Origin of the sequence: Mesorhizobium sp. B2-7-3, assembly GCF_006440715.1 — a bacterium.
Classification (GTDB): domain Bacteria; phylum Pseudomonadota; class Alphaproteobacteria; order Rhizobiales; family Rhizobiaceae; genus Mesorhizobium; species Mesorhizobium australicum.
Map to the genome: position 1 here is coordinate 230,376 of NZ_VFTY01000009.1, position 25,701 is coordinate 256,076.

The following is a 25,701-nucleotide window of genomic DNA, read 5'->3' on the forward strand; positions in this document are numbered from 1 at the left end:
CGCCGGTTAAAGTGTTGGAGCATCCTCCTTGCGCCAAGAACGCATGCCGCTCCAGCTGACCGCCGCCTAAATTCCTCCGATCGGCGTCAACAAGAGGATGCTAACCCAGGGTCAACCATTTGTGCAACATCGATATAACAGCCAGGACAGCAACTTGTCGGAATTGTCTGAATTTTGGACTCTTCGGTCCGAAGGCCTTCTACGTCAGGAACGCCAAGGAGCGGCTCCAGAGCTGCGCGGCCGCCGTTGCATTGTAATCGGACAGTGCCGGGTCGGAAAAATAATGTCCCGCGTTTGGATAGCGGAAAACCTGCACATCCGCTCTCGCTGCCTCCGCGCTTTCCTGCCAGGCAGTGACGTCGGGCTCGGGGAACAGTGGATCGGTGTCCGCGACATGCAGTTGGATGGGCAAGCCGGGTCGTGTGTTGGCAGGCACGGTCGCCAAACCATGCAACAGCAGAACACCCGCTGCCAGCGGCCGCGACTCCCAGAATTCCGCCACCACGCCGGCTCCCATCGAGATACCCGCCAGCACCGCATCCCCCGGCGTCGAGGCCAGAGCCTCTCGCGCCTTCAGGCAGATGGCACCCCAACCGATCCGCGCCTTGATCGCGAAACCTTCATCCAGATCATCCGTCGCCGCACCCTGATAAAGATCTGGCAGTGCGACCGCATGGCCGCAGGCGCGAAGGCGTTCCGCAAGATGACGCTCGATCGGGCGAAGGCCAAGAACCGAGTGAAACAGGATGACGTCCGCCATGCACCGGCCCCTAGGTCGCGCAGATCCAGACATTTTACCTGCCGGGACTTGCAGCCTCAAGGCACACCGCATCGGCTTCCATTTTGCGGGTGCGGCACTACCTTTGGGGCGGCCAGGCCGACGAAATGGAGACACCATATGAAGCCGCGCATCATCTGCCACATGCTTGCCTCGCTCGACGGCAGCCTTCATCCGAGCCGCTATACTGAAAGCCCCGACGGCAGCCGGGCGGAGTGGTCGGGCCTCTATGAAAAGATCCACAACGACCTCGAAGGTGACGCCTGGATCGTCGGCCGCGTCACCATGGCCGAGATGAGCAAGGCCGCCGCGCATCCGCCCGAGCATGTGGGCAAGGTCGATCGGCCGCATCATTTCGCGCGGCGCGACGCGGGCAGCTTTGCCGTGGCGCTCGATGCCTCGGGCAAGCTGCACTTCGCCAAACCCGATATCGGCGGCGACCATGTCGTGGTGCTGCTCGGGTATGATGTGGCCGACAGCCATCTGGCCGAGCTCGCCACTGACGGCGTGTCTTATATCGTGTCGCAAACGCCCGGCATCGATCTCGCCGCCATGCTGGACGTGCTCGGGCGTGAGTTCGGCATCCGCCGCCTGCTGCTCGAAGGCGGCGCCGGCATCAACGGCTCCTTCCTGGCGGCGGGGCTGGTCGATGAACTCAGCCTTCTCATTGCTCCCGCGCTCGATGCGCGGGCGGCAAACCAGGGCTTTGTCGAGTTCGGTGAAAGCGGCCTTGCCGACAAGGTGCGGTTGTCGCTCAAGGATTGCAAAGCCCTCGCGCACGGGCTCGTCCATTTGCGCTACGCCGTCACCCCGGGCTAAGGCCGCCTCTTACGCGCCTCAGTATCGCATCGCGTCCAGATCGGCGATCAGCGTCGGGCCGGTCGGACGCCAGCCGAGCCGCGCCTGGGTCAGCGCGCTGGAGGCCGGCAGGTCCATGGGGGCGAACATCGCCATCCAGCCGAAATGCTCCGCCGCCTTTTCCGGCGCGATCGAAACCACCGGCAGGTTCAGTCCCCGGCCAAGCGCCTCGGCGATCGCGCGCACCTCGACGCCTTCCTCGCCGACGGCGTGATAGCGCGCGCCGGGCTGCCGCTTCTCCACCGCGAGCCGGTAAAGACGCGCGGCGTCCGCGACATGGCCGGCCGAATAGCGGTTGCGGCCCTCGCCGACATAGGCCGAGATGCCCTTCTGGCGCGCGATCTCGATGAGCGGCGAAATGAGGCCTTGCTTAAGCGTGTTGTGGACCTGCGGCAGGCGCATCACCGACAGGTTGATGCCCGCCTCCAGCAACGCATTCCCGGCGAGTTCCGAGGCGATGCGCGGATTGGGGTGATCGGGGTTGAAGACATCCTCGACGGCCAGTTGGCCGTGGCCGGGACTGCCCATGCCGACGCCCGAGGTGATCACCAGCGGCCGGTCGGAGCCGGCGAGTGCCTGGCCGAGCGCGGCGATGACACGGCTGTCCTTTTCGCAATTCTCGGCGAACCGCGAAAAATCATGGTCGAACGCGGTGTGGATCACGGCTTCCGCCTCCGCCGCGCCGTCGCGCAGGCCTTGGGGATCCTCAAGGGTTCCCCGGTACACCTCGGCGCCGGCGGCGGCCAACGCCTCGGCACCGGCATCGGAGCGGGTGACGCCGACGACCTGATGGCCGGCCTGAAGAAGTTCGGGAACGATGGCCGAACCGATGAAACCGGTCGCGCCGGTTAAAAAGATACGCATGCAAAATCTCCTGCACAGTTGCCTGCGTACTATCGCTGCTCTATTATTCCATTAAAGTAGTGATCTTATCATGGTATAATGGCTAACAGGATGTCCAACACTTCCGCCGGTTCGCTCGCGGCATTCCTGAAAGACAGACGCACCCGGCTCGACCCATCTTCGTTCGGCTTTTCCGGGCGCAGGCGCACGCCGGGACTGCGCCGGGAAGAGGTCGCGCAACGCGCCAACATCAGCCCGACCTGGTACACATGGCTGGAACAGGGACGCGGCGGCGCGCCTTCGGCCGACGTGCTGAACCGGATCGCCAAGGGCCTGCTGCTGACCGAGGCCGAGCGCGAACATCTTTTCATGCTGGGGCTCGGGCGCCCGCCCGAGGTCCGCTACATCGGCGCCGACGGCGTCAGCCCCAGGCTGCAGCGCCTTATCGACACGCTCGAGGCAAGCCCGGCCCTGATCAAGACGGCGACCTGGGATGTCGTCGCCTGGAACCGCGCCGCGCAAGTCGTGATGACCGATTACAGCACCTTGCCCGCTGGCCAGCGCAACATCCTGCGGTTTATGTTCCTGAGCCCCACCATCCGCGCCAAGCAGCACGATTGGGAGAACCTCGCCCGTTTCGTGGTCGGCGCGTTCCGGGCCGATGCGGCGCGCGCCGGCGCGGTGTCAGAGGTCGCCCAACTGGTGGAGGAGCTTAGCAGCGCCAGCCCGGAATTCGACGCGCTGTGGCGGGAAAACGACGTGCTCAGCCATGGCGACGGGACAAAGCGCCTGAAGCATCCCGAACTCGGCGACATCGAGCTGGAATATTCAGCCTTCGCGGTGGATGGGCGGCCGGATCTGAGCCTGACCGTCTACAATCCGGTGGACAGCAAGGTCGCCGACCGGATCCGCGATCTCGCCCGGCGGCACAAGGAGCGAGAGGCGGACCTGTCGCGTTGACTCTGGATCCCATTGAAGGGGCGTTCGCACACCCGTTCAGCTTGCGCAAGGTCGGCATCCACCCACACAAATTCTGATTGTCAGGCAATGCATTTGCACGGTTGGCCCGCCGCCAGCCGGCAGCGGGCCAGGCGCCGCTACTGGATGATCTTGACGATCTTGCGGGTGCTTGGATCCACGATCACGGTCCGGTTGTCGACCACGGTGTAGCGATACTTGACGTTGGGGACTTCGTGGAGTTCGACGGTATCGGGCAAGGCCGTGCCGACGTTGAGTTCCACGCCGGGAAGCTTGACCGAAGCCAGCGGCTGCTTATGCACATACTCCTTGATCACTGTTTCCTGCTCGGGCTGGATGACGACGTCCTCGGCAGCGGCTGCGCCGACACCTGCGAGCAACAGAACCGCGGCTACGGCGGCAAGATCTTTTTTCATGAATACCTCCATCTGAAACCTGCACAGCGCAACATTGTCACCGCGCTGCCGGATCGAACTTCAGGCATGATTGAATGTTCCAGGGCTTGGGCTTCGGTCCGGCCAGCGCCAGACTTAGGTCCCATCGAAAAACGCAATAGTCCTGCCGGCGCCGCCGCCGGGAACGGCCGTCTTTCACGCTCGTTGTTCGCTGCAAGTTCATCGCAGTAATCCGGCCGATGTCGGGCACTGCGGGTGTGTTTTTGCGAATTGGCGCAGCTACGTCCCTTCCTGCGCCAATAGGGTTCGCTCACTGCTTCAGGCGGTGAGCGAACCCTAAACCCTCGGCGTCAGCCGATAAGTGAGGAGGTTTAATGTTCAGCGACAAGGAAACCCGCCTTATGGAGGCGGCGCTGGTGATGGCGGTCCCGTTGTCGGCCTTGATCGCCGTCCTGCTCGTCAGCCTTACTTTGAACTGGTAGCAGCCCTTGCTGCCTTTATCGCCAATCGTGGGGTCGAGTTGAGGCCATGGGACAACAGATCCGCCCATACAATCCCAACCTGACCATGCTGGCCCGATCTGACCATGCTAGCCGCCAAAGGGAGGAGAATCGCGCCTTTGTCGCCGTGGAGCAAGGCGGACGGTACCGGCGCGCTTTCCGCCACCCCGCTGATCGGGCCTTGCCCTCGCTGCACAACCAGCGCTTACCGCTGCCCGTGGAAATCGCGGTCCGTTTGTGACCCTTTCAGAAAGGAGCCCGGCCTGCTTTGGCGGAGGGCTCGGCACGTTGCGAGCAGGCCGGGCTATGCTCCGGCTGCCACACTTGGCGGAGGCTCGGGCCGGTGCAAAGGCAGGTTGTGCGTTTATCGCTCGACCCGCAACTCGGACTGAAGTCCTGCGAACCAGGCGCATTGGTCCCAAACATTGAACATAGTTTGCTGGCGCTCGTTGCCGAGAGGGACGCGTGAATTGGAGAAGAGCAATGCAGCTTGGTGAGATCATCGCCAACACCTTGGCAATCCTCTTGCTGGTCTGTTTTCTCGCCAGCACATTCTTCCTTTTCGGAAAGCCATTGTGGCCGGAGCAGCATGCCCGCATGATCATCATCGTGCCGGTTGACGCGATGGCGACAGCCTCGACCAGCCGCAGTGGCCCACCTGTGTTGCCAGGCACCTTCGACACCGGCCTTGCCCATCCAAGGCCGTCCTGATGGGCATCGGCGATGGTGAGCCGACCCTAGCCGGCGCTATCGAGCGCTGCTCGCGGCGAGCCTAGTCGAGCTTCTGGATGCGCCCTTTGTCGAGACGGAACACGCCATCGTTGCCGCCTTGTTGCTCGAAGTCGGTCTGCAGCTCATCCCAGATACCAAGATATCTGCCGCACTCGGCGCAACTGATCCGCGTCGATGGTGTCGCATCGGCCGGGATTTGCAGGCGGATGGTGCCGCAAAAAGGGCACTCCAATCGGTGATCGAGATATTCGCCAGGGCGCGTCTGTAATAGCCTGCGCACAGCTTCCTCCTGGATTTGGGTGGAAGCAGGATGACCGCTCCCAAGCGCCCACGTGTCTTCGCGTCGCGGACGGCCTTTGACAAGTTACGCCAGCCATTGGCGGGGTCAATAAACAAAGACATGACTGCCAATCACCAGCCCAATCCTGGAAGCGTGGCGGCCGCCGCATCTCCAGGCAGACGCCTGACCCCGGCAGCGAATACAGCTTCACGAACGGCCCGGAACCAAACCACCCGGCAGCGGTTTCCCAATGGAAGGGACCGCAAACCACGGAAGCAGCAATGGAACTTTTGACCTTGGAACTTGCCAGGGCGAGGCAGCGACTTAACCGGGCGGAACTCGCCCTTGAACGCGCAAACGCGATGCTGGACGAAGACTGTGGCGTCGGTATCAATCTGCGGCTTTGTGACAGGATAAGATCCGCGCAACAACGCGTCGGCGAAGCGAAGGCTCGTCTTGTGAAGCTCGATCGCGCCAGCACGGATTCAGCTCACTCCGGCTGAAGCTTACGCGCCACCGAGAGAGCTTCCCGCCCGGACCCTCGTTCAGGCAATCGCAAGCTCAGCCTTGATCCAAATCCACCGGCAGTGGCCTTGCAAGTCTCATATCTTGCGCCGGGAACCGGTCGAGCGTTGGTCGCTGAGATGCGGGCGCCAGCCATGCACCCGGTCCCGCCCGGCGGCCTTGGCGCCGTAAAGCGCCTCGTCGGCGCGTCTCAGAAGATCGGCAATCTCCATCGCGGCGCCGTCCGCATCGAGGGTGCTCACCCCAATGCTGACCGTGACGATACCCTTTTCGCTGCCGGCATGCGCCATGGCAAGGTCGCGCACCTTGCTCCTGAGGGTCTCGGCGATGACGAAGGCGCCCCGGGCGTCGGTCTCCGGCAGGATGAGCGCGAACTCCTCGCCGCCGTAGCGGGCCGCCGCGTCGGCCGGACGGCGGGCAGTCGCCTGGATGCAGCGGCTCACGGCGCGCAGGCAATCATCGCCCGCCGGATGGCCGTAATGGTCGTTGAACCGCTTAAACCAGTCGACATCGATGATCACTAGGCTGAGCGGCGCCGCATTGCGCCTGGCGCGCGAGAATTCGCGCGCCAGCGCTTCATCGAAGGCGCGGCGCGTCCACAGTTCGGTCAGCCCGTCGCGGTGCGCCAGAAGGTTCAGCTTCTCGTTGACGGCCAGCAGTTCGGCCTCGACCTGCTTGGCCTCGGTGATGTCGGAAAACACGCTGAGGCTGCCGCCGTCGCCTGTCGGCCGGGTGCGTACGTCGAGCCAGCGGCCGTCGGCGAGCCGGACCTGGCGGTGGCTGACAAGCTTCTGCGAGGCCATGATGCCGTCGATCCAGCCCTCGACCGCGTCTGGCGGTGTGGTCCCCTCGCCGCGCGCCGCCGAGGCGCGCAGGATGTCGCGATAGTCGGCGCCGGGCACCCTCATCTCAGCCGTCTTAGGAAACATGGCGCGATACTGGTCGTTGCACAGCACCAGCCTGCCGTCCGGGTCGAACATCACCAGACCGTCGGCCATGTGTGTCAAGGCGTCTCCGAGCCGGACCCGACTTTCCGCCAGCTCGGTCTCGAGCTGCTTGCGCGCCGTGATGTCGCGATTGTGCGTGATCAGGCCGACGACGGCCCCGCTCCTGTCGCGAAAGGGCGCCTTCAAGGTCGCCAGCCAGCCTTCGGTTCCATCCTCGTGATGAAGGTGCTGTTCGATGGTGGACGAGACGCCCGACGCCAGCACGGCAAGCTCGTCCTCGCGGAAACCTTTCGCCGTCTCGCGCGGATAGAAGTCGAAGTCCGTCTTGCCGATCAGCGCCTTGGCGTCTGGCGCCTGCATCAGTTCGGCCGTTGCCGGATTGGCCGCGATGAACCGCCCGTCGAGGTCCTTGACGTTCAGGCAATCCGGCAGCGTCTCCACCACGGCCTTGTAGATGCGCCGCGACTGCAGCGCCTCGAGGCGCCGCCGCTCCTGGTAAAGCGTAAGCCCCGACAGCACCACCGAGACGAAGATGAGCAGGGAGGAAGGCAGCGCAACCTTCGGCAGGACTGTTTGCAGCACATCCCGCGGCAGGACGCTGAGGCCAAGCAGCGACGCCGCCGCTGCCGCCGCGCCGAGGGTCATGATGTCGACCATGGTGGGCCGGCGGCCCCTAAGGGCGAGGTTTCCGGCAACACCGACCAGCATGGCGGCCGCGATCCCCACCGCGCCGGCGAAGGCGCCGAGCCCGCCCTCGAAAGTCCGGAACGCACCGGCCATAACCCCGGCGACGATGCCGGCGACGGGACCGCCGAAGAAGCCGGCAACGGCAATCATCGTCGCCCTGAGATCGGCGAGCACGCCAGGCTGCAGCTGCATTGGTGTGAGCATCAGGATGATGGCGCCAGCGCCCATCAGCAGGCCGAAGGTCGCCGCCTTTACGGCGGGCGCCCAGCGGTCCAGCCACACATGGGTGTGGATCCAGACCGACACGAACATCGCCACGACCGCCAGATTGGCCAGCAATTCGGACCAGGGCGAACCCATTGGGCGCCTTTCCTGTTACCGGGCTTTCGCCGTACCGCCTCCTCGATAGACCCTCAATGACAACAAAGTGTTACATCAGGGATTGCCTTTGGTCGAAGGAGCCAGGCCGTCGCCCCCCCCCTCACCACCGCATCCCGTCGACAAAATCGATGAATGCCCGCAGCGGCGCTGGCGTCAGGCGGCGGCCGGGGTAGTAAAGGAACGGACCCGAGAATTCCTGCCACCAGGGCTCCAGCACGGGCTCGAGCCTGCCATCGTCGAAATAGGGGCGCAGCCAGTCCTCGAACAATGAGACGATACCGCCGCCGTCGACCGCCACGCTGACAGCGAGGTCCATCGCCGTGCCGGTGCTGACCAGCAGCGGGCCGGTCGGGTCGACGCTCACCGTCTCGCCGTTGCGTTCGAAGTCCCAGGGCGGCATGGAGCCGCTGGCGAAGCGGCCGCGCAGGCAGGCGTGATCGAGCAGGTCGCGTGGATGGCCGGGCCGGCCGCGCCGATCGAGATAGGCCGGTGCGGCGGCGGTGGCGAAGCGCTGCCGCCGCGGGCCGATCGGCACCGCGATCATGTCCTGCTCCAGCCGTTCGTCATAGCGGATGCCGGCATCGCAACCGCTCGCCAGTATGTCGACGAAACTGTCCTCGGCCGTTACTTCGACGCGGATGTCGGGATAGGCCGCGAGGAAGGGCGGCAGAAGGCGCGGCAGCACCAGTTTCGCCGCCACCACCGGCACGTTGAGCCGTAGCGTGCCGGCCGGACGGCCGCGAAACCCGTTGACCACGTCGAGCGCCGCCTCGACCTCGCCGAGCGCGGGACCGAGCCGCTCCAGCAGGCGCGCGCCGGCTTCGGTGGGGGCGACGCTGCGCGTGGTGCGGTTGAGGAGCCGCACGCCAAGCCCCGTTTCCAGCCGTCGCACCGTCTCGCTCAGGCTGGAGGCGCTGAAGCCGGTCGTCCGCGCCGCCTGCCGAAACCCGCCGGCGCGCGCCACCGCCATGAATGCCTGGAGGTCACCCAGATCCGTCGCCATTGTTCGCCTTTCCGCACAGCCTGTGCCGACTGCGCCATATTATCGCGCGGGCGGGGACTGTCTATATCGAGCCGATCCAAAGGAGATCGAGACCCATGACCGACATCAGCAAGGCCGGAACTTTCAAGCTCGGCGACCGCACCGTGAAGCGCCTGGGCTATGGCGCCATGCAACTGGCCGGACCCGGTGTCTTCGGCCCGCCGAAGGACCGCGATGCGGCGATCGCCGTGCTGCGCGAGGCCGTTGCCAGCGGCGTCGACCATATCGACACATCGGATTTCTATGGTCCGCACGTCACCAACCAGATCATCCGCGAGGCGCTGCACCCCTACTCCGCGGACCTCACCATCGTCACCAAGATCAGTGCGCGGCGCGGCGCGGATGCCTCGTGGATCCCGGCGATGTCGCCACAGGAACTGACGCAGGCCGTGCACGACAACCTGCGCAATCTCGGGCTGGACGTGATCGAGGTCGTGAACCTGCGCTCCATGCATGGCATCCACGGGCCCGCCGAAGGCTCGCTCGAGCCGCAACTCGAAACGCTCGCCGAACTGCAACGCCAAGGACTTGTGCGCCATATTGGCCTGAGCAACGTCACCCGCAAGCAGATCGCGCAGGGACGCGGGATGGTCGACATCGTCTGCGTGCAGAACCAATACAACATCGCGCATCGCCAGGACGACGCGCTGATCGACGAGCTTGCCGCCGACGGCATCGCCTATGTGCCGTTCTTCCCGCTCGGCGGCTTCACGCCGCTGCAGTCGAGCACGCTTGCCGACGTCGCGCAAAAACTCGGCGCCACCCCCATGCAGGTGGCGCTCGCCTGGCTGTTGCAGCGCTCGCCCAACATCCTGCTTATCCCCGGCACCTCGTCAGTCGGGCATCTCAGGGAGAACCTGGCGGCCGCAGAGCTTAAGCTGCCGGCGGATGCCGTCCAGGTCTTGAACGGCATAGCAGGCGAGACCGAGCAGGCCGCGTGACGCGTCGAAAGGCCCCGTTTGGCCGGCTTGCCGCCGGGCCTCGATGCGGCCTCGGCGGCAGCTTGCTAAGCTGACGCTGCCCATGGCATCTGTCCAATACCACGGATCGACCCAAGCAGCATGGCTTCACGACCACCACCGCCCGGCAGGCCGCCACCCGGCAAGCCACGCAGCGCCGGCCCTCCTGGCGTCAGCCTGAACCGAGCGCTCTCAAAACTCGGCCTGTGCTCGCGCACGCAGGGCGAGGCGCTGATCGCGCAAGGCCGCGTGCGCGTCGGCGGCAAGGTGGTGCGCGATGCCGCGCTGCGCGTCGACATGAACCGCGACAGGATCGTCGTCGATGGCGTCGAGGTGGTTGCCGAGCGCAAGGTCTATCTCATGGTGAACAAGCCGCGCGGGCTGGTCACCACCCGCGACGACCCGCTCGAGCGCGACACCGTCTATGCCTGTCTCGAAGGGCTCGACCTGCCCTTCGTTTCGCCGGTCGGCCGGCTGGACAAGGCCAGCGAAGGCCTGCTTCTGATGACCAACGACACACGCTTCGCCAACCGGCTGATGGACCCGGCCTCGCATCTGCCCAAGACCTATCACGTGCAGGTCGCCACGGTGCCGGATGAAACGCTGCTGGACAAACTCCGCGCGGGCGCCACCATCGACGGCGAGGCCTTGGCGGCCAATTCGATCGAATTCCTGCGCAGCGGCGGTCGCACGGCCTGGCTGGAGATCGTGCTCGACGAAGGCAAGAACCGCCACATCCGCCGCCTGCTCGCCGCTCACGGCATCGAGGTCAAGCGCCTGATCCGCGTCGCCATCGGCCGCCTGCCCCTCGGCGACCTCGCCAAGGGCGCCGCGCGGCACCTCACGCCGGAGGAACTGGCGCTGCTGGCGCAGTGAGTGGGCGACGAAGCCCACTATTCGACGTTGATGCTGACGACGGTCTGATGGGCATTGCCCATATAGGTGTGGACCGAAAACGTGACCTGGTCGCGCCCCTTGTATCCGGGGTTCGACCGGTAAAACCCCTTGATGCCGTCCACTTTGTGGGCATTGCATTTCCAGCGCTCGTTCGATTTGCTGAAACCGGTATAGAGCTTGGCATGCACGAGCCTGATCTTCCCGTGACTTGGGCCCGCGACGATCCTGACATCGTTCGCGCCGGCACTGGAACAGTCGGCATTCAGGCTGGCATCCCTGAAAATATAGATCTCCTGTCCGGAGAGCGCCACCTTTCCATAGCTTTCCGCCGCCGCCGGCCAGGCGGCACATCCCAGAACCGCCAATGCCGTTATCGCACCTGTCGTCCGACGCTTCATTTCAACGATCCTCCTGCTTGTGCGATTTAGGGCAATTCCAGGAAAAGTGCGTAATGGTTTTCCGTCCGGAATTGCGTAAAACAAAGCGTTCGGGCGAGCACTACTCCACCTTGATGTTGGTGACGTATTTGAACGCGTCGCCGTCATAGGTGTGAACCGAGATCGTCACCTGATCCCAGCCCTTGAAGCCAGGGCTCGACCTGTAAAGCGCCTTGATGCCATTCACCTTGTGGGAATTGCATTTTGCCCGGTCGTTCGACTTGTTGTAATGCGTAAACACCCCGTCATGGACGAGTTTTACATTTCCGTGGCTTGGACCCGAGACCACCCTCACATCGTCCCTGCCCGCGCTGGAACAATCCACGTTCAGGCTCGCTCCGCCGAAGAAATAGACATCGCGGCCCGAAAGCGCTGTCTTTTGGGAGGTGAACATGCGGTTGGAAGCAGCCGCCGGACTGACCGCAAAAGCCAGAAGCGCCAGGCCGGCCATGATGCTTGTCGCGCGGTGAGACATGTTTTTTCCCCCGTTTCAGAAATTTCCCACCGGCGATTTTATGACGGCACAAATCCAGGCTCAAATCACGGAAACAGCCATACCAATCAATTCATGGTTATCAGAACAAAATCGAGTAAAGGCCCGGCGATCGCCCTTATCAACACTCTGCCGAATGAAATGGAGTATTCCTGTCGAAACAACGCCATGAAAATCGTCAAGCCATAAACTTTGCCAAGAACAGATTGCCGATTGCGCTGTTTGACACCTGCCGATGATTTCTCCCTCGCGCCGTCCAGGAGTCGCTCAGGCCCGAATAGACCATCGCACCCCCCTCTCCTGACAGAAAGCTGGCAGGAGACCTGGGCTATGCATCGGCTGGGAAGCCCGGCCCGGGCTTCAGCGACCAAGGAACCTAAGCGATGAATTTCGTCTCAGTCCGCATCATCACATCGGATGTCCAGCGCCTCGTGCGCTTCTACGGTGAGGTCACCGGCATGCCGGTGACGGTATATACTGAAGACTTCGCCGAACTGTCGACGCCAGCCTGCACGCTGGCGATCGGCAGCACGCGCACCTTGATGCTGTTCGGCGGCGACATCGCCCGCCCCGCCGACAACCACACGGCAATCCTCGAATTCCGCGTCGGCGACGTCGATGCCGAATTCGCCCGGCTGTCGGACCTCATCAAGAGCACGACCGTGCAGCAGCCGACCACCATGCCCTGGGGAAACCGCTCGCTGCTGTTTCGCGACCCCGACGGCAATCTGGTGAATTTCTTCCAGCCCGTCACCGCCGAGGCGATCCGGAAGTTTGACAGATAGAGACGGTCGGGATTGGCTAGGGTTTGGGAATTGCCGAAGCCTCCCCGCGTTCGTCATCCCAGGGCGGAGCAGCCGCGAAAGCGGCGTCGCGGAGACCCTGGGATCCATGCCGCGATGCTGGCCGTGGAGTGCAGCGGAGCAGATTCCGCACCGTGGCCGCGCTCGGAGGTCGCGGCATGGATCCTCGGGTCTGCGCGGCGTCGCTACGCTCCTTGCTCCGCCCGTGGATGACGAAAAGACGGCGCTTCCGCGCCGAGCCGGTGCCCGCCCTACTTCCCGTTCCATTTGCGCACGACCGGCTCACCGAAATCATGCTCGTAGCCGAGCACGCTGATGCTGGCCGTGTCGAGCACGAACAGCGCCCCGCCTTCCGGCGGCAGGCCGAGCCAGCGGGCGGCCAGCACGCGCAGGAAGTGCGCGCTGGAAAAGATCAGTATGTCGGCATTGGCCTTGCGCAGGCGCTCGATGATCCCGTCGGCGCGGGTGCCGACATCGGCCGCCAGCTCGCCTTGCGGACAGCCGTCGCGAAACACGTTCCAGCCCGGCCGCTCGGCCAGGATCTCTTTCGTCGTGCGCCCTTCATAGGCGCCGTAGTCCCACTCCTGCAGATCGTCCATCTTGACGCTTGTCGCGCCAAAGCCGGCAAGCACGCTGGTGTTGTAGGCGCGCTGCGAGGGGCTCGACCAGACGGCTGAGAACGGTAGGCCTTTCAACCGCTCCGCAACACCCCGCGCGGCCGCCTCGCCGGCCGGCGTCAGCGGCATGTCGGTGCGCCCGGTATGCTGCCCCGAAAGGCTCCATGCCGTCTCGCCATGCCGGACCAGATGGATTTGGGGGAACGCACTGCTCATGGGGTACCTTTCGATGTCGGCGGCACCTTAGAGGACGATGCGGCAAAGGGGAATCCGGGGTACTGGCGAAACCTCGCCTGGCCCTGATTCCCGCCGCATTGGCACAATGATTGAGCGTGCGGCATAACTATCTCTGCTGGATAGTCATCAGGCACGACAGGCAACACCATCATGTACAAACATCTGCTCATCGCCACCGACGGTTCTGACCTGGCCGGCAAGGGTGTCGCCCAGGGCCTCACACTGGCCAAGGGCATCGGCGCCGCCGTCACCTTCGTTACCGTCTCGGAACAATTCCCGATCTTCGCCTGGGGCGGCGCCATGGCCGGCTATGCCGCCGGCGACGAACTGGTCACCTATCGGGAGGAAGCGCGCCGCTATGGCAAGGAAGTGCTCGACAAGTGCAAGGCATCCGCCGACGCCGCCGGCGTGTCCGCCACGCTGGTCCATGTCGAGGACAAAAGGCCGGCCGAAGCGATCCTGGAACTGTCGCGGGCGCAAGGCTGCGACCTGATCGTCATGGCCTCGCACGGCCGCCGGGGCCTCGGCAGGCTGCTTCTGGGCAGCCAGACGGCGGAAGTGCTGTCCTACACCGAGATCCCGGTGCTGGTGGTGCGGTAGCGGCCACAACCCGATATTTTCAAGCTGGCCCCATCGGTCAGCGCGGTTTCACCGGTGCGGCTTCATTCGCCAGGGCATATTCAACCCGTGGCGGATGCCCGAAGAGCTGTTTGTAGGCGCGGCTGAAGGCGGCTTCGGACTCGTAGCCGATGCGCAAGCCGATCTCACCCACGCGTGCGTCTCGCCTGGCCAGCAGATCGCGGGCCAGGCCCAGCCGCCATTCATTCTGGTAGCGCAGCGGCGAGCGCCCGACGAGCGCGGCGAAGCGCTCGCAGAAGCTGGATCGGGACATGCCGGCCTTGTCGGCCAGTTCATTGATGCTCCACCGCTGCAGCGGCCTTTCGTGGATGGCCTTCAGGGAACGGGCGATGCGGGCGTCTGAAAGCCCGCCGAGCCAGCCCGTGGCGCGTCCTTCATGGACCCAACTGCGCAAGGTGCGGATGACCATGAGATCGATGATGCGGGAAATCATCAAAGCCGCCCCGGGCTGGGCGTCGCTGGTTTCGACCATCAGGAAAGGCAGCATTCCATCGACCCACCCTGCCCCCTGGGCACGCTCGATATGGATGCATCGCGGCAAGGCGAAGATCATTCCCCGCAGGCTGTCAGGATCGAACCAGAAGCGGCAGGCGACGATCGCCACCTGCGGATGCGACGCCACCAGCCGCAACGCGCCGGGACCACGAGGCAGGAGCACGAGGTCGCCGGCCTCTATGACGACAGCGGCCTGATCCCCGCCCTCCATGCGCAGCGCGCCGACGGTCACCACGACAATATGGGCTTGGCCCTCGTCCAGATCGAGTTGCTCCGCCTGTGACAGCGTGCGTGAAAAAACCTCGTCGCCAGTAAGCCTGATCTGCGCCAGCACATGCGAGAGAAGGTCCCCGGAGACACCGGCACGCGGCCCTCCATCCGGAAGAATGGTCAAATTTTCAGGCGATTCCATCATGGATGCGGCCGGCCGGCTCCCCTACATTCCTCACGAGGATAGCGCATTTTCATGCTGATTATGCGCCGTTTTTTGCTTGGATCAAAACCATTCCCGCAGCCAAGGCTGCGAGAACGGGCTGTTCCAATCATCCAACCCGGCGGGCGTGATTCCAAATCGATCAAGCGGATCAATCACCGTCCAACAACAAGACAGGAAATTCCAATGAGCACTCAAACCATCCAGGCGCCCGGCGCCGCATCGCAGTGGCTGAAATCCTATTATTTCCTCCGGGCCGGCTTTTCGGTCGCCTGGGTGGCGGCGGCCTTCACCCTTGGCAAAAGCGTGCCGCCGGTCGCGGCGCTACTCCTGGTCGCCTATCCCTTGTGGGACGCTATCGCCAATATTCTGGACGCGCAGCGCAGCGGCGGCCTGAAAGCCAATCCCAGCCAGGCGCTCAACGCGGTGGTCAGCACGATCACGGCCATTGCCGTCGTCATCGCACTCGGACAGGGCCCGCACGCGGTTCTGGCGGTGTTCGGTGCGTGGGCGGTTCTCGCCGGCCTGTTCCAGCTTGCGACCGGCGTGCGCCGTTGGCGGGCAGGCGCGCAATGGGCGATGGTGCTGAGCGGTGCGCAGTCGGCGCTGGCCGGTGGCTTCTTCATCAAACAGGCAATCGGCACCGCGACGCCTGGCATCACCGACATCGCGCCCTATGCCGCGTTCGGTGCCTTCTATTTTCTCGTCTCGGCCGTATGGCTGGCCGTCACGCAGGCACGCAAGGCTACGTAAAGGCTGGGACTGGTCGCCGCGGCCGCCTTCGCTCACACCACTTCCAGCACCTTGCCCGTGTCGTGCTGGCGCACGAAATCGACGCGGCCGCCGTCCCAGTGGTAACTGTAGTGGCGGCCCTGCACAGGGACACCGATGACGTTTGGCCAGAAGATGCCGATGCACTCCCCATCGGGCATGCGCACGCTGTTCCACACCAGCCCGTCGCTGCCGGCGGCCCGCAGCGCCCGCCCTTCCGCCTGCGACGCCGTGTAGTCGTCGGGATCGAGCACGCCGGGCACGGCGTTGACGTCGTCGAGGTCGCGATCGACGCTGCCGATCAGCACGCGGAAATCGGCCGTCCAGCCGGGCGCCTCGTTGGTGGCGCGCATGAATTTCTGGTGATGGTGGATGGTTTCGGCCAGCGCCACGTCCTCGCTGTCGCCGGCATAGTAGATGCCGTAGCTGCCGTCCGAAAAACGGCCGGGCCGAAGGACGGAACAATGCACGAAAGGCGCCATGACGAAGCTGGCGCCAGGGCCGGAAACCCGCCTTGCGGCCGGCACCTTGCCGAGATCGCCAAGCTCCAGCCGGATGCGCGGGTTGGTCTTCTCCTCGACGGCGGCGAGCGCCTCCCAGTCGCGCGGATCGGCGATGTCCTCGAACAGATCGATCGGCGGATGGATGGAGCGGATGATGCGATAGGTCTGGGGCCAGTGGACGCGGCGCCGGACCGCGAGCCCACTCACCATGCACCACGCTCCGCGTCGAGCCATTCACGCATCGCCGCGAGATCGGAAATGTCGCCGCGCAGCATCACGTCGAGCGCCGACTGCCCGCCGAAGGTGGCATTGGGCTTGCGTATCCAGGCATAGCCGCGCGCCGGCTCGGTGAAGAGGTAACGCAGCCCCTTGTGGATGCCCATCAGATGCGCCATGCGGGTGCGCAGGTCGCGGTCGATCCGGCCGATGCCGCCCTCCTTCCACCGCGCCCAGGTGCGCGCCGAAATGCCGCCAAGCAGGACGCAGGCCTCGAAGTCGGTGAGGTTCCAGGCCTTGAACAGGTTGACCGTGGTGCGCGCCAAAGCGCCTGCCTCTTCATCCGAAATGGCTGAGCCGACCGTGGCCGGTGTGGCGGTGATGGCTTGAAGCTGCATGTTTAGACCTCGCTAATTGGCAGATATATAGCATGTATATGCCAATTGGCAAGGCGGGGAGCCATTGCCAGTGAAGACCGCACTGATGGCGATTAGATGGTCCGAACAATGTTGCATCAACAATTACGGTCGAATTTCCCGGTAGTTGGATTTCCAACTAAGGTCGCGCGTGCCCCTAAACGGTCCTTGGCGCCCGGTTCCGCGACCCGTGACAAACCGCAAGATCGGTCGAGCGCGTCATGTCCGCATACGCTTTAGCTGGTGCTGCCACGGAGAACGGAATGATGAAGGCGGCGCTTCAAAACTACCATGCCCGGATGCAGAGAGTGTTGGATCATATCGACCAGCATTTGAACGGCAATCTGGACCTGGATGCTTTGAGCGGCATCGCGGCATTTTCCAAATACCATTTCCACCGGCAGTTCACGGCGACCTTCGGGCTGTCCGTTCATCGCTATGTCCAGCTTGCCCGCATGAAGCGCGCTTCATACCGGCTGGCCTTCAGGGATGCCGAAAGCGTCACTGACATAGCGATGGATGCCGGTTACGATGCACCGGACGCCTTCGCCCGCGCCTTTCGGCAACGGTTCGGGCAGTCTCCTTCATCGTTCCGGAAGTCGCCCGACTGGGCACCGTGGCTTGCGGCCTTCGGGCCTATGGACAATGCAAGGAGCAAGCTCATGCACATTACCTATGACCACGACGACGTGACGATCCGCGATGTGCCCCCGACGCCGGTGGCGATCATGGAACATCGAGGCGACCGGGCGACACTCGGCGACACCATCCAGCGGTTCATCGCCTGGCGCAAGGCCGCCGGCCTGTCGCCGGAGACGAGCCCGACTTTCAACGTCTTCCGTTCCGAGAGGATGCCCGCCAACCCAGCCGATTACAGCATGGACCTGTGTGTCGGGACTGACCTGCCGATCGACGCTGATGACGGGCAAATGATGGCTGGCGTGATCCCCGGCGGACGCTGCGCCGTGTTGCGCGTCGTCCACAATACCAATAACCTGGAGCCAGCCGCGCTCTACCTTTATCGCGACTGGCTTCCTGCCAGCGGCGAGGAAGCGCGTGACTTCCCGATCTATTGCCGCCGGCACTTTTCGATGTTCCCGAATGTGCCGGTGCCTGATGTGGTCTGCGAATTGTTTCTGCCGCTGAAATAGAGCCTTCTGACGGGACCTGTCCCTTCTGACCGGGCCGGCGTTGCGCCGGCCCGAAAGTCCTGCACTACTCCGCCGCCTCGTACCCCGCGATGCCCTTGATCTCGAGGAAATCCTCGAGCCCGTATTCGGCGTATTCGCGGCCGTTGCCCGACTGCTTGTAGCCGCCGAAGGGCAGGCCGGCGTCCCATTGGGGATAGTTGATGTAGACATTGCCCGAGCGCATGCGGGCCGCGACCTCGCGCGCCTTCTGTAGGTCCTTGGCCTGGATGTAGGAGGCAAGGCCGTAGACGGTGTCGTTGGCCTGCTCGACAGCCTGCTCGACCGTGTCGTAGGGCAGGATCGCCAACACCGGCCCGAAAACCTCCTCGCGCGCGATGCGCATGTCGTGGGTGACGTCGGCGAACACGGTCGGCCTGACATAGTAGCCGCGATTGAGTTCGGCAGGGCGGCCGGGGCCGCCGGCGACCAGCCTGGCACCCTCGTCGATGCCGCTCTGGATCAGGTCCTGGATCTTGTCGAACTGGACCTGGCTGACGACTGGGCCGAGCTTGGTGTTGGCGCCGTCGGCCGGACCGACCGTGAACCTTTCCGCCGCCGTCCTGGCATATCCCGCGGCCTCGTCGTGGCGGTCGCGCGGCACGAACATGCGCGTCGGCGCGTTGCAGGACTGGCCGCTGTTGCTGAAGCAGCCGGCGACGCCCTTGCTGACGGCGGTGGCGAGGTCGACATCCGGGAACAGGATGTTGGCCGACTTGCCGCCAAGCTCCTGATGCACGCGCTTGACGGTGTCGGCGGCAGCCTTGGCCACCAATATGCCTGCCCGGGTCGAACCGGTGAACGACATCATGTCGATGTCGGGATGGCTGGACAGCGCCTGGCCGACGCCAGGGCCGTCGCCGTTGACGAGGTTGAACACGCCCTTCGGCACGCCGGCCTCGTCGATGATTTCGGCGAAGATGATGGCGTTGAGCGGCGCGATTTCCGAGGGCTTCAGCACCATGGTGCAGCCGGCGGCGAGTGCCGGACCGACCTTGCAGGTGATCTGGTTCAGCGGCCAGTTCCAGGGCGTGATCAGGCCGACGACGCCGATCGGCTCCTTGACCACGAGATGGTTGCCCTTGACGTGGCGGAACTGGAAATTCTTCAGCGTCTCGGCCATTTTGGCCAGATGCGCCAGGCCGATGCCGACCTGGCTGTCGAGCGCCATCTGGCGCGGCGCGCCCATCTCGCGCGACACGGCGACCGCCAGGTCCTTGCTGCGCTTCTTGTAGACCTCGATGACGCGGTTGAGGATGTCGAGGCGCTCCTCGACCGAGGTGAAGCCATATGTGTTGAAGGCGCGCTTGGCGGCGGCCACAGCCTTGTCGACATCGGCCCTGGAGCCGAGCGAGATCCGCGCAAAGGCGTCCTCGTTCGATGGATCGATGACGTCGAGCGTGTTGGGCACGACAGGATCGACCCACGCGCCATCGATGTAGAACTGCAGATCGTGTGACATGATCTCTCCTTGAGGTGCCGCATGGCCGGTCAGGCCGTGATATCTGGCCAGAAATAACGATGTGCGAACGGCGCTGTCAAACGCAACCCCCGAACTGGTTGAGCCAGCGCGGCAGTGGTTGAGCCAGAGGGCTGGACCAGCGATGAGCGGACTATAGCAGCGTATGCCCGGCTTCGCCCAGCAACCGTGTTGCCGCAGGCTCGTCAGCCGCTTTCACCAGCAGGTGGTCGCCATCGAAGGTCGATACCAGGAAGATGCCCAGCCCGTTTTCCGACAGCGGCCTGATGACGGACAGCACGATGCCGGTTTCGTCGAACGCGAACGGCCCCTGCAATTTGAAGGCGACCCAGTCGCGGTCATGCTTGACGGCATCGGGCACGCGATCCTGAAGGCAGGTGATCGAGAGCTCGTCGTCGGTCCTGGTGATGCTGACGAAACCTGGTCCGTCCGCCCAGCCAGGGATGCCGTCAGCGGCCTGAAGCCGCGAAATCGCGTAGAGCCCGGACAGTTGCTTCAGCGTTATCCTCGCAGCCATCGTCGCGCTCTGATCGTCATGTCAACCTCTTGCTCATATAGACCGTCACCCCATTCATGAACGGCTCTTCCCGGTCGACCGTATAGCCGTGCCGCTTGTAGAGCGACACGTTGGCTTCGAAGGCGCCGTTGGTCAACAGGCGAAGCTCGTTGCGGCCCGCCTCGCGCGCCTTGATTTCCGCACGCTCCAGCAGGAGCCGGCCGATACCCCTGCCCTGCGCTTCCGGCGCGACGCAGACGTTCTCGATCCACAGGTGATCGTCGGCCAGCGTGGTCTCGGTCATGCCGACGATGCGGCCGTCCTCGACGGCGAGGTCGAACGGATGCTCGGCGACGGCCTTTTCGTAGTCGGCGCGCATCGGCAGCGGCTCGCGGCCGATCACCGGCACCCATTTGGCATAGGCGGCACGCACAATGTCGCGGATGGCGGCGGCATCGGCGGGTTCGGCCGGCCGAAACCGGATGGCAGACTCGATGATCATGACAGTGCTCCAGGCATGAAAAACCCCGCCGGCTGTTGTCGCGGGCGGGGCTGGAAACGAGCGAAGCGGATTTATCCTGCCGGCCTTTGTCGTCGCGCAATCAGCGTGCCGCTCCACGCTGGGCGGAAGCGGCGTCGCTTGGCGATGACGGGCGCGGGAACGAACATCGCGGCAAGCTGGAGCAGCAACGGTCCCGCGTCAAGACACCGCCTCGGCCTGTCATTGGGCCAAACCGTCGGCAACGCCTTGGCCTGATACGGCTGGGACCCTCAGCGATCGATCCTCGCCGCCTGTTGCGGGGAGTATCGTTCTCCCTGGACGGCAATCGCCGAGACCGCGTTCTCGATATCGCGAAGATCGTCCGCGGTCAGGGCAACGGCGAGAGATCCGATGTTTTCCTCAAGGCGGTTTAGCTTGGTCGTGCCTGGGATGGGAACGATCCAGGGCTTGCGCGCCAGCAGCCAGGCAAGCGCGACCTGTGCCGATGTCGCGTTCTTGTCAGCCGCGATCGCGACGATGGCGTCGACCAGTGCCTGGTTTGCCTGGCGGGCTTCCTCCGTGAACCGCGGAACGCTGTTGCGGAAATCGTTGGCATCGAACGTCGTCCCGGCGTTGATGGCGCCGGTGAGGAAACCCTTGCCCAGCGGACTGAAAGGCACAAAGCCGATTCCCAGTTCCTCGAGGACCGGCAGGATCGCCTCCTCGGGTTCACGCCACCAGAGTGAATATTCGCTCTGAAGCGCGGCGACCGGCTGCACCGCGTGAGCGCGGCGGATGGTGCGCACGCCCGCTTCCGAGAGGCCGAAATGCTTCACCTTGCCTTGGCTGATCAAGTCCTTCACCACGCCAGCCACCTCTTCGATCGGCACGACCGGATCGACCCGATGCTGGTAGAGAAGATCGATGTAGTCCGTCCTCAGCCGCTTGAGAGAGGCCTCGACGACGTCGCGAATATGCTGCGGCCGGCTGTCCATGCCCTGGTGTCCGGCCGCACCGGCGATGTCGATGCCGAATTTGGTGGCGATCACCACCTGGTCGCGGATTGGCTGCAACGCCTCGCCGACGACCTCTTCGTTCCTGAACGGTCCGTAGACCTCCGCCGTGTCGAAGAAGGTGACACCGCGCTCGAATGCCGCCCGGATCAGACGGACCGCATCCGGCGTCTCCATCGGCTGCCCATATGACTGGCTCATGCCCATGCAGCCAAGGCCGATGGCCGAGACTTCGAGGCCGCTGTTTCCAAGTGTGCGCTTTTGCATCGTCAGTGTCCCTTCTTCTCGGCGTCGGCCTGTTCGAAGACCTTGCGGGCGATGCCGATCGCGGTGCTTGCCGGCGGCCATCCAGCATAGAAGGCAAGATGCGTGATGGCCTCGATGAGCTCGTCATGGGTTACGCCATTCTCGAGCGCCCGCTTCATGTGGAACGGCATCTCGTTGATCCGGTAGCCCGAGACCAGGCTGGCGACGGTGACCAGGCTGCGGTCGCGCGGCGAGAGGCCGGGGCGTTTCCAGACGTCGCCGAAAAGCACCTCGTCGGTATAGGTGCCGAGTGCTGGAGCGATGTCGGAAAACGGGCTTTTGGGAGGCGCTGGGGCATCGGTCATGAGGGTCTCCTTCTTGTGCTATCGGTGGGTGCGCGGCCTGGTCGGTCAAATCCCGTATTGTTCGTCGGTGACATGCTCCATCCAGTCGACGACCTTGCCGTCGAGCGCTTCGGCAATGGCGATATGGCTCATCGCCGTTGTCGGCGACGCCCCATGCCAATGCTTTTCGCCCGGCGCGAACCAGATGATGTCGCCGGGACGGATCTGTTGGATCGGCCCGCCTTCGCATTGCACCAGACCGGCGCCCGACAGAACGATAAGCGTCTGGCCGAGCGGGTGCGTGTGCCAGGCCGTGCGCGCGCCGGGCTCGAAGGTCACGGTAGCCCCGCCGACGCGCGCGGGGCCGCTGCCCTTGAAGGATGCATCGATGCGCACCGCCCCGGTGAAATATTCGGCGGGCCCCTTCGCCGAGGGCTGCGAGCCACTTCGTGTGATCTCCACGTTTTCCGTCCTTTCGTGATGCCGGGAGGACATTGCCGCCAGGCCAGGAGCACCGGCTTGTTCGGCCGATTGCGTTCTATTTAGGGGCTGCGATGATCATGAGTAGTTGCTATATCCGGCATGTACTTATGAGAGAAATTCATCAATGCCACGCGACAATCTGAATGAGTTGACCGCCTTCCTCGCCGTCGCGCGCGAAAAGAGCTTCACCAGGGCGGCGGCCAAGCTTGGCGTATCCCAATCGGCGCTCAGCCATGCCTTGCGCACGTTGGAAGAGCGGCTGGGCGTGCGGCTTTTGACCCGCACCACGCGCAGTGTCTCGCCGACCGAAGCCGGCGAACGCCTGGCCCGCACCGTCGGACCGAGGCTCGACGAGATCGAAAGTGAGCTCGCCGCCTTGAGCGCATTGCGAGAAAAGCCCGCCGGAACCATCCGCATCACCGCCGGCGAACATTCGGCCAACACGGTCCTGTGGCCGGCCATTGCCCGGCTGTTGCCGCAATATCCCGACATCCGGATCGAGATCGTCGTCGACTACGGCCTGACCGACATCGTCGCCGGGCGTTACGACGCCGGCGTACGGCTGGGCGAACAGGTGGCGCGAGACATGATCGCGGTGCGCATCGGGCCGGACATGCGCATGGCGGTGGTCGGATCTCCGGCCTATTTCGCAAGCCGGCCGAAGCCGCGCACGCCGCAGGACCTGACCGATCACAATTGCATCAACCTGCGCCTGCCGACCCATGGCGGGCTCTATGCCTGGGAATTCGAGAAGGCCGGACGCGAGCTGAAGGTGCGCGTCGACGGCCAGTTGGTCTTCAACACGGCGGGGCTGCGCATGAATGCCGTGTTGGCCGGCGTCGGCCTCGCCTATCTCCCGGAGGATCAAGTGACGGCGCATCTCGCCGATGGCCGTTTGTTGCGGCTCATGGCCGACTGGTGCCCGCCGTTTCCCGGCTACCACCTCTACTATCCCAGCCGCCGCCAGGCGACGCCCGCCTTTACGCTGCTGGTTGATGCGCTGCGTTATCGCGGCTAGCCTACGGGTCCAGGAACCAATTCAGCCGGACAGCGTTCACGGTAGTTAAATGGAACCTTGCGCATGACGGACCTGTCGAACAGTTCGACACTCGATCTATCCCATCAAATCCTCGATAATCTTCCTGTCGCCATCTACACGACCGATAGCGAAGGCAGGATCACCTATTTCAACCGGGCCGCGGCCGATTTTGCCGGGCGCGAGCCCGAGCTCGGAAAAGACCAGTGGTGCGTAACGCACAAGCTGTTCACGACCGACGGGCAGGTGTTGCCGCACGACCAATGCCCGATGGCCGTTGCGTTGCGGGAGAACCGGCCGGTCAGAAACCAGTCGGCCATCTCGCAGCGTCCCGACGGCACGCGCGTGCCCTTCCTTCCCTATCCCACGCCGCTCCATGACGACCAAGGCAGGCTGGTCGGGGCCGTCAACATGCTGTTCGACCTCACCGACCGGCATCTTGCCGACGAGGCCAGGCATCATCTGTCGGCCATCGTGGAATCCTCCTTCGATGCAATCGTCAGCAAGGATTTGAACGGCGTCATCAAGAGCTGGAACTCAGGCGCCCAGCGCCTGTTCGGTTACACCGCCGACGAAGCGGTCGGCAGGTCCGTGACGATGCTGATAGCCGATGACCATCTGGACGAGGAGCCGCGCATATTGGAGCGCATCCGCAAAGGCGAGCGGGTCGAGACCTACGAGACCATCCGCCGCCGCAAGGACGGCAGCCTAGTGCCCGTATCCCTGACGATCTCGCCCGTACGCAATGCCGTCGGCCGGATCATCGGCGCCTCCAAGATCGCCCGCGACATCTCGATAGCCAAGGAGAGCGAATATCGCATCCGCATGCTGATGCGCGAGGTCAACCATCGGGTCAAGAACCAGTATTCCGTCATCATCTCTATGATCCGCGAGACCAGCAAGAGGTCCTCGACACCGGCGGAGTTCGAACGCCAGGTGCGCGAGCGCATCATGGCGCTGTCGCTCTCGCACGACCTGCTGGTGTCCGGCGACTGGCGAGGCGCGACGATTTTCGAGCTGCTCCTGGCACAAGCCAAACCGTTCGGCAACGAGGAACGGATTTCCATGGCTGGCCCTTCCCTGACGCTGAACCCCAATGCCGTCCAGTATCTCGGCATCGCCTTTCATGAACTGGCGACCAACTCCGCCAAATATGGCGTGCTTTCGGCCGCCGAGGGAACGATATCGGTGCAATGGAAGGTGAGCCAGGCAGGCGCCCTGAAACGGTTCCAGCTGATCTGGAAAGAGCGCGATGGTCCTCAGGTGCAGAACATCGGCCATGGCGGTTTCGGCACCGTCGTGCTCCAGCGCGTCGCTCCAGCAGCTGTAAGTGGCACCGGCGTTCTCGAATATGACAGCCACGGCGTCACCTGGACCCTTGAAGCCCCCTTGTCGCAGCTCGAAGCCTCGGTCGACAGCGAGCACGTCGACCCACAGGCGATCGACGAGGTGATCGGCGGACCGGAATTCGAAGTCCTTCCCTGATGCCGCACTCGCATTCCGGCATCGCCGCTCTATGTCTTCCCCGAACAAGCACTTCTCGCCGTCCGGAACAGTCGTGGAAGACATGCGGTTGGCAAAGCACCGGAGCATGCTATGACCGATGAAGATCTTGCCAATAGCTATCGTGGTTACATCGCCTGCCTCAACGCCCAGGACTGGCGGAGCCTAGACCGCTTCGTACACCAGGAGGTGCACTACAATGGCGACCGGGTCGGCCTGTCGGGTTACCGCGACATGCTGGAGCGGGATTTTCGCGAAATTCCCGATCTCTATTTCGACATCCAGCTGCTGATCGCCGATACGCCTTTCATAGCGAGCCGCCTTCAATTCAACTGCACGCCGAAGGAAACTTTTCTCGGCCTGCCGGTCAACGGCAGGAAAGTGTCCTTCAGCGAGAACGTCTTCTACGAGTTTCTCGACGGCAGGATCAGGCACGTCTGGTCGGTGATCGACAAGGCGGCGATCGAAGCGCAGCTGTAGGCCGGCCCTTCACCGCTCGTCTGCTTTTCGAAGCGCGCCTAAGACCGTTCATAAAAATCGATCATTCTAACGAAAATAATTCGTTGGAAA

The 25,701-nt window shown here is 63.9% G+C and carries 31 protein-coding genes; 13 read left to right on the forward strand and 18 right to left on the reverse strand.

What is annotated here, in order from left to right; all coding sequences use genetic code 11:
• Positions 1 to 199: 199 nt before the first annotated feature.
• Positions 200 to 760, reverse strand: a complete 561-nt coding sequence (locus FJW04_RS21320; RefSeq protein ID WP_140716503.1) for a dienelactone hydrolase family protein — start codon at positions 758 to 760, stop codon at positions 200 to 202.
• 138 nt (positions 761 to 898) lie between these two features.
• Between FJW04_RS21320 and FJW04_RS21325 the strand changes: the two genes are divergently transcribed.
• Positions 899 to 1,597, forward strand: coding sequence for a RibD family protein (locus FJW04_RS21325; RefSeq protein ID WP_140663532.1), 699 nt, complete (start codon positions 899 to 901; stop codon positions 1,595 to 1,597).
• 18 nt (positions 1,598 to 1,615) lie between these two features.
• On the opposite strand, the gene FJW04_RS21330 is transcribed toward FJW04_RS21325, so the two are convergent.
• Entirely contained in the window at positions 1,616 to 2,500 is an 885-nt protein-coding gene (locus FJW04_RS21330) for an SDR family oxidoreductase (RefSeq protein WP_140716505.1), read from the reverse strand.
• 90 nt (positions 2,501 to 2,590) lie between these two features.
• On the opposite strand from FJW04_RS21330, the gene FJW04_RS21335 reads away from it, so the two are divergent.
• Positions 2,591 to 3,439 (forward strand): helix-turn-helix transcriptional regulator, encoded by an 849-nt coding sequence (locus FJW04_RS21335; protein WP_246673942.1) that lies wholly within the window; start codon positions 2,591 to 2,593, stop codon positions 3,437 to 3,439.
• A 137-nt stretch (positions 3,440 to 3,576) separates the two neighbouring features.
• On the opposite strand, the gene FJW04_RS21340 is transcribed toward FJW04_RS21335, so the two are convergent.
• Entirely contained in the window at positions 3,577 to 3,873 is a 297-nt protein-coding gene (locus FJW04_RS21340) for a DUF1236 domain-containing protein (protein WP_140716509.1), read from the reverse strand.
• A gap of 962 nt (positions 3,874 to 4,835) precedes the next feature.
• Between FJW04_RS21340 and FJW04_RS21345 the strand changes: the two genes are divergently transcribed.
• On the forward strand, positions 4,836 to 5,063 hold the full coding sequence (locus FJW04_RS21345; protein WP_015316800.1) for a hypothetical protein: 228 nt from the start codon (positions 4,836 to 4,838) through the stop codon (positions 5,061 to 5,063).
• Positions 5,064 to 5,124: 61 nt separating this feature from the next.
• Here FJW04_RS21345 and FJW04_RS21350 read toward each other — a convergent pair whose 3' ends face one another.
• Complete coding sequence (locus FJW04_RS21350; protein WP_015316799.1) at positions 5,125 to 5,364, reverse strand: hypothetical protein; 240 nt, start codon at positions 5,362 to 5,364, stop codon at positions 5,125 to 5,127.
• A gap of 281 nt (positions 5,365 to 5,645) precedes the next feature.
• On the opposite strand from FJW04_RS21350, the gene FJW04_RS21355 reads away from it, so the two are divergent.
• Complete coding sequence (locus FJW04_RS21355) at positions 5,646 to 5,867, forward strand: hypothetical protein (protein ID WP_140617896.1); 222 nt, start codon at positions 5,646 to 5,648, stop codon at positions 5,865 to 5,867.
• Between the two features lie 99 nt (positions 5,868 to 5,966).
• On the opposite strand, the gene FJW04_RS21360 is transcribed toward FJW04_RS21355, so the two are convergent.
• On the reverse strand, positions 5,967 to 7,883 hold the full coding sequence (locus tag FJW04_RS21360; RefSeq protein ID WP_140716511.1) for a diguanylate cyclase: 1,917 nt from the start codon (positions 7,881 to 7,883) through the stop codon (positions 5,967 to 5,969).
• A 121-nt stretch (positions 7,884 to 8,004) separates the two neighbouring features.
• Complete coding sequence (locus FJW04_RS21365) at positions 8,005 to 8,907, reverse strand: LysR family transcriptional regulator (RefSeq protein WP_140716513.1); 903 nt, start codon at positions 8,905 to 8,907, stop codon at positions 8,005 to 8,007.
• 95 nt (positions 8,908 to 9,002) lie between these two features.
• Between FJW04_RS21365 and FJW04_RS21370 the strand changes: the two genes are divergently transcribed.
• On the forward strand, positions 9,003 to 9,887 hold the full coding sequence (locus FJW04_RS21370; protein WP_140716515.1) for an aldo/keto reductase family oxidoreductase: 885 nt from the start codon (positions 9,003 to 9,005) through the stop codon (positions 9,885 to 9,887).
• A gap of 120 nt (positions 9,888 to 10,007) precedes the next feature.
• The gene (locus FJW04_RS21375; RefSeq protein WP_181173018.1) at positions 10,008 to 10,781 is read left to right on the forward strand and encodes a pseudouridine synthase; all 774 of its coding nucleotides are present in this window, start codon (positions 10,008 to 10,010) and stop codon (positions 10,779 to 10,781) included.
• A gap of 17 nt (positions 10,782 to 10,798) precedes the next feature.
• Here the strand turns inward: FJW04_RS21375 and FJW04_RS21380 are convergent, their stop codons facing one another.
• Complete coding sequence (locus FJW04_RS21380; protein WP_015316793.1) at positions 10,799 to 11,200, reverse strand: hypothetical protein; 402 nt, start codon at positions 11,198 to 11,200, stop codon at positions 10,799 to 10,801.
• Positions 11,201 to 11,300: 100 nt separating this feature from the next.
• Complete coding sequence (locus FJW04_RS21385; protein ID WP_015316792.1) at positions 11,301 to 11,714, reverse strand: hypothetical protein; 414 nt, start codon at positions 11,712 to 11,714, stop codon at positions 11,301 to 11,303.
• 401 nt (positions 11,715 to 12,115) lie between these two features.
• On the opposite strand from FJW04_RS21385, the gene FJW04_RS21390 reads away from it, so the two are divergent.
• A complete protein-coding gene (locus FJW04_RS21390) occupies positions 12,116 to 12,517 on the forward strand; it encodes a VOC family protein (protein ID WP_140716517.1) in 402 nt (133 codons plus the stop codon).
• A 269-nt stretch (positions 12,518 to 12,786) separates the two neighbouring features.
• Here the strand turns inward: FJW04_RS21390 and FJW04_RS21400 are convergent, their stop codons facing one another.
• Complete coding sequence (locus tag FJW04_RS21400; RefSeq protein WP_140716521.1) at positions 12,787 to 13,368, reverse strand: histidine phosphatase family protein; 582 nt, start codon at positions 13,366 to 13,368, stop codon at positions 12,787 to 12,789.
• 171 nt (positions 13,369 to 13,539) lie between these two features.
• Here FJW04_RS21400 and FJW04_RS21405 point away from each other — a divergent pair, with 171 nt between their 5' ends.
• A complete protein-coding gene (locus FJW04_RS21405; protein ID WP_140716523.1) occupies positions 13,540 to 13,989 on the forward strand; it encodes a universal stress protein in 450 nt (149 codons plus the stop codon).
• A gap of 37 nt (positions 13,990 to 14,026) precedes the next feature.
• Here the strand turns inward: FJW04_RS21405 and FJW04_RS21410 are convergent, their stop codons facing one another.
• The gene (locus FJW04_RS21410; protein WP_140716525.1) at positions 14,027 to 14,938 is read right to left on the reverse strand and encodes an AraC family transcriptional regulator; all 912 of its coding nucleotides are present in this window, start codon (positions 14,936 to 14,938) and stop codon (positions 14,027 to 14,029) included.
• Between the two features lie 204 nt (positions 14,939 to 15,142).
• Here FJW04_RS21410 and FJW04_RS21415 point away from each other — a divergent pair, with 204 nt between their 5' ends.
• Positions 15,143 to 15,709 carry a DUF308 domain-containing protein gene (locus tag FJW04_RS21415; RefSeq protein ID WP_140716527.1) on the forward strand — a complete coding sequence of 189 codons (567 nt, stop codon included), beginning with the start codon at positions 15,143 to 15,145 and terminating at the stop codon, positions 15,707 to 15,709.
• Between the two features lie 32 nt (positions 15,710 to 15,741).
• Here FJW04_RS21415 and FJW04_RS21420 read toward each other — a convergent pair whose 3' ends face one another.
• Positions 15,742 to 16,440 carry an RES family NAD+ phosphorylase gene (locus tag FJW04_RS21420; RefSeq protein WP_015316786.1) on the reverse strand — a complete coding sequence of 233 codons (699 nt, stop codon included), beginning with the start codon at positions 16,438 to 16,440 and terminating at the stop codon, positions 15,742 to 15,744.
• On the reverse strand, positions 16,434 to 16,844 hold the full coding sequence (locus FJW04_RS21425; RefSeq protein ID WP_015316785.1) for an MbcA/ParS/Xre antitoxin family protein: 411 nt from the start codon (positions 16,842 to 16,844) through the stop codon (positions 16,434 to 16,436). Before FJW04_RS21425 ends, FJW04_RS21420 begins: the two co-directional genes overlap by 7 nt.
• A gap of 284 nt (positions 16,845 to 17,128) precedes the next feature.
• Here FJW04_RS21425 and FJW04_RS21430 point away from each other — a divergent pair, with 284 nt between their 5' ends.
• Positions 17,129 to 18,013: an AraC family transcriptional regulator gene (locus FJW04_RS21430; RefSeq protein WP_140716598.1), complete on the forward strand. Its 885-nt coding sequence runs from the start codon at positions 17,129 to 17,131 to the stop codon at positions 18,011 to 18,013.
• Positions 18,014 to 18,077: 64 nt separating this feature from the next.
• On the opposite strand, the gene FJW04_RS21435 is transcribed toward FJW04_RS21430, so the two are convergent.
• From FJW04_RS21435 to FJW04_RS21460, 6 genes are all read right to left on the reverse strand, one after another.
• Complete coding sequence (locus FJW04_RS21435; RefSeq protein ID WP_140716529.1) at positions 18,078 to 19,511, reverse strand: aldehyde dehydrogenase family protein; 1,434 nt, start codon at positions 19,509 to 19,511, stop codon at positions 18,078 to 18,080.
• A gap of 151 nt (positions 19,512 to 19,662) precedes the next feature.
• The gene (locus tag FJW04_RS21440) at positions 19,663 to 20,046 is read right to left on the reverse strand and encodes an ACT domain-containing protein (RefSeq protein WP_140716531.1); all 384 of its coding nucleotides are present in this window, start codon (positions 20,044 to 20,046) and stop codon (positions 19,663 to 19,665) included.
• Positions 20,047 to 20,062: 16 nt separating this feature from the next.
• Positions 20,063 to 20,527, reverse strand: coding sequence for a GNAT family N-acetyltransferase (locus FJW04_RS21445; RefSeq protein WP_140716533.1), 465 nt, complete (start codon positions 20,525 to 20,527; stop codon positions 20,063 to 20,065).
• 269 nt (positions 20,528 to 20,796) lie between these two features.
• Complete coding sequence (locus FJW04_RS21450) at positions 20,797 to 21,786, reverse strand: aldo/keto reductase (protein ID WP_140617884.1); 990 nt, start codon at positions 21,784 to 21,786, stop codon at positions 20,797 to 20,799.
• A gap of 2 nt (positions 21,787 to 21,788) precedes the next feature.
• Complete coding sequence (locus tag FJW04_RS21455; RefSeq protein WP_140716534.1) at positions 21,789 to 22,130, reverse strand: carboxymuconolactone decarboxylase family protein; 342 nt, start codon at positions 22,128 to 22,130, stop codon at positions 21,789 to 21,791.
• A 45-nt stretch (positions 22,131 to 22,175) separates the two neighbouring features.
• Entirely contained in the window at positions 22,176 to 22,571 is a 396-nt protein-coding gene (locus FJW04_RS21460; protein WP_140663567.1) for a cupin domain-containing protein, read from the reverse strand.
• 145 nt (positions 22,572 to 22,716) lie between these two features.
• Here FJW04_RS21460 and FJW04_RS21465 point away from each other — a divergent pair, with 145 nt between their 5' ends.
• The 3 genes from FJW04_RS21465 to FJW04_RS21475 all read left to right on the forward strand — a co-directional run bounded on the left by FJW04_RS21465 (position 22,717) and on the right by FJW04_RS21475 (position 25,611).
• Positions 22,717 to 23,610: a LysR family transcriptional regulator gene (locus FJW04_RS21465; protein ID WP_140716536.1), complete on the forward strand. Its 894-nt coding sequence runs from the start codon at positions 22,717 to 22,719 to the stop codon at positions 23,608 to 23,610.
• Positions 23,611 to 23,673: 63 nt separating this feature from the next.
• Positions 23,674 to 25,113, forward strand: a complete 1,440-nt coding sequence (locus tag FJW04_RS21470) for a PAS domain S-box protein (protein ID WP_140716538.1) — start codon at positions 23,674 to 23,676, stop codon at positions 25,111 to 25,113.
• A 111-nt stretch (positions 25,114 to 25,224) separates the two neighbouring features.
• Positions 25,225 to 25,611 (forward strand): ester cyclase, encoded by a 387-nt coding sequence (locus FJW04_RS21475; RefSeq protein ID WP_015316775.1) that lies wholly within the window; start codon positions 25,225 to 25,227, stop codon positions 25,609 to 25,611.
• Positions 25,612 to 25,701: the final 90 nt, after the last annotated feature.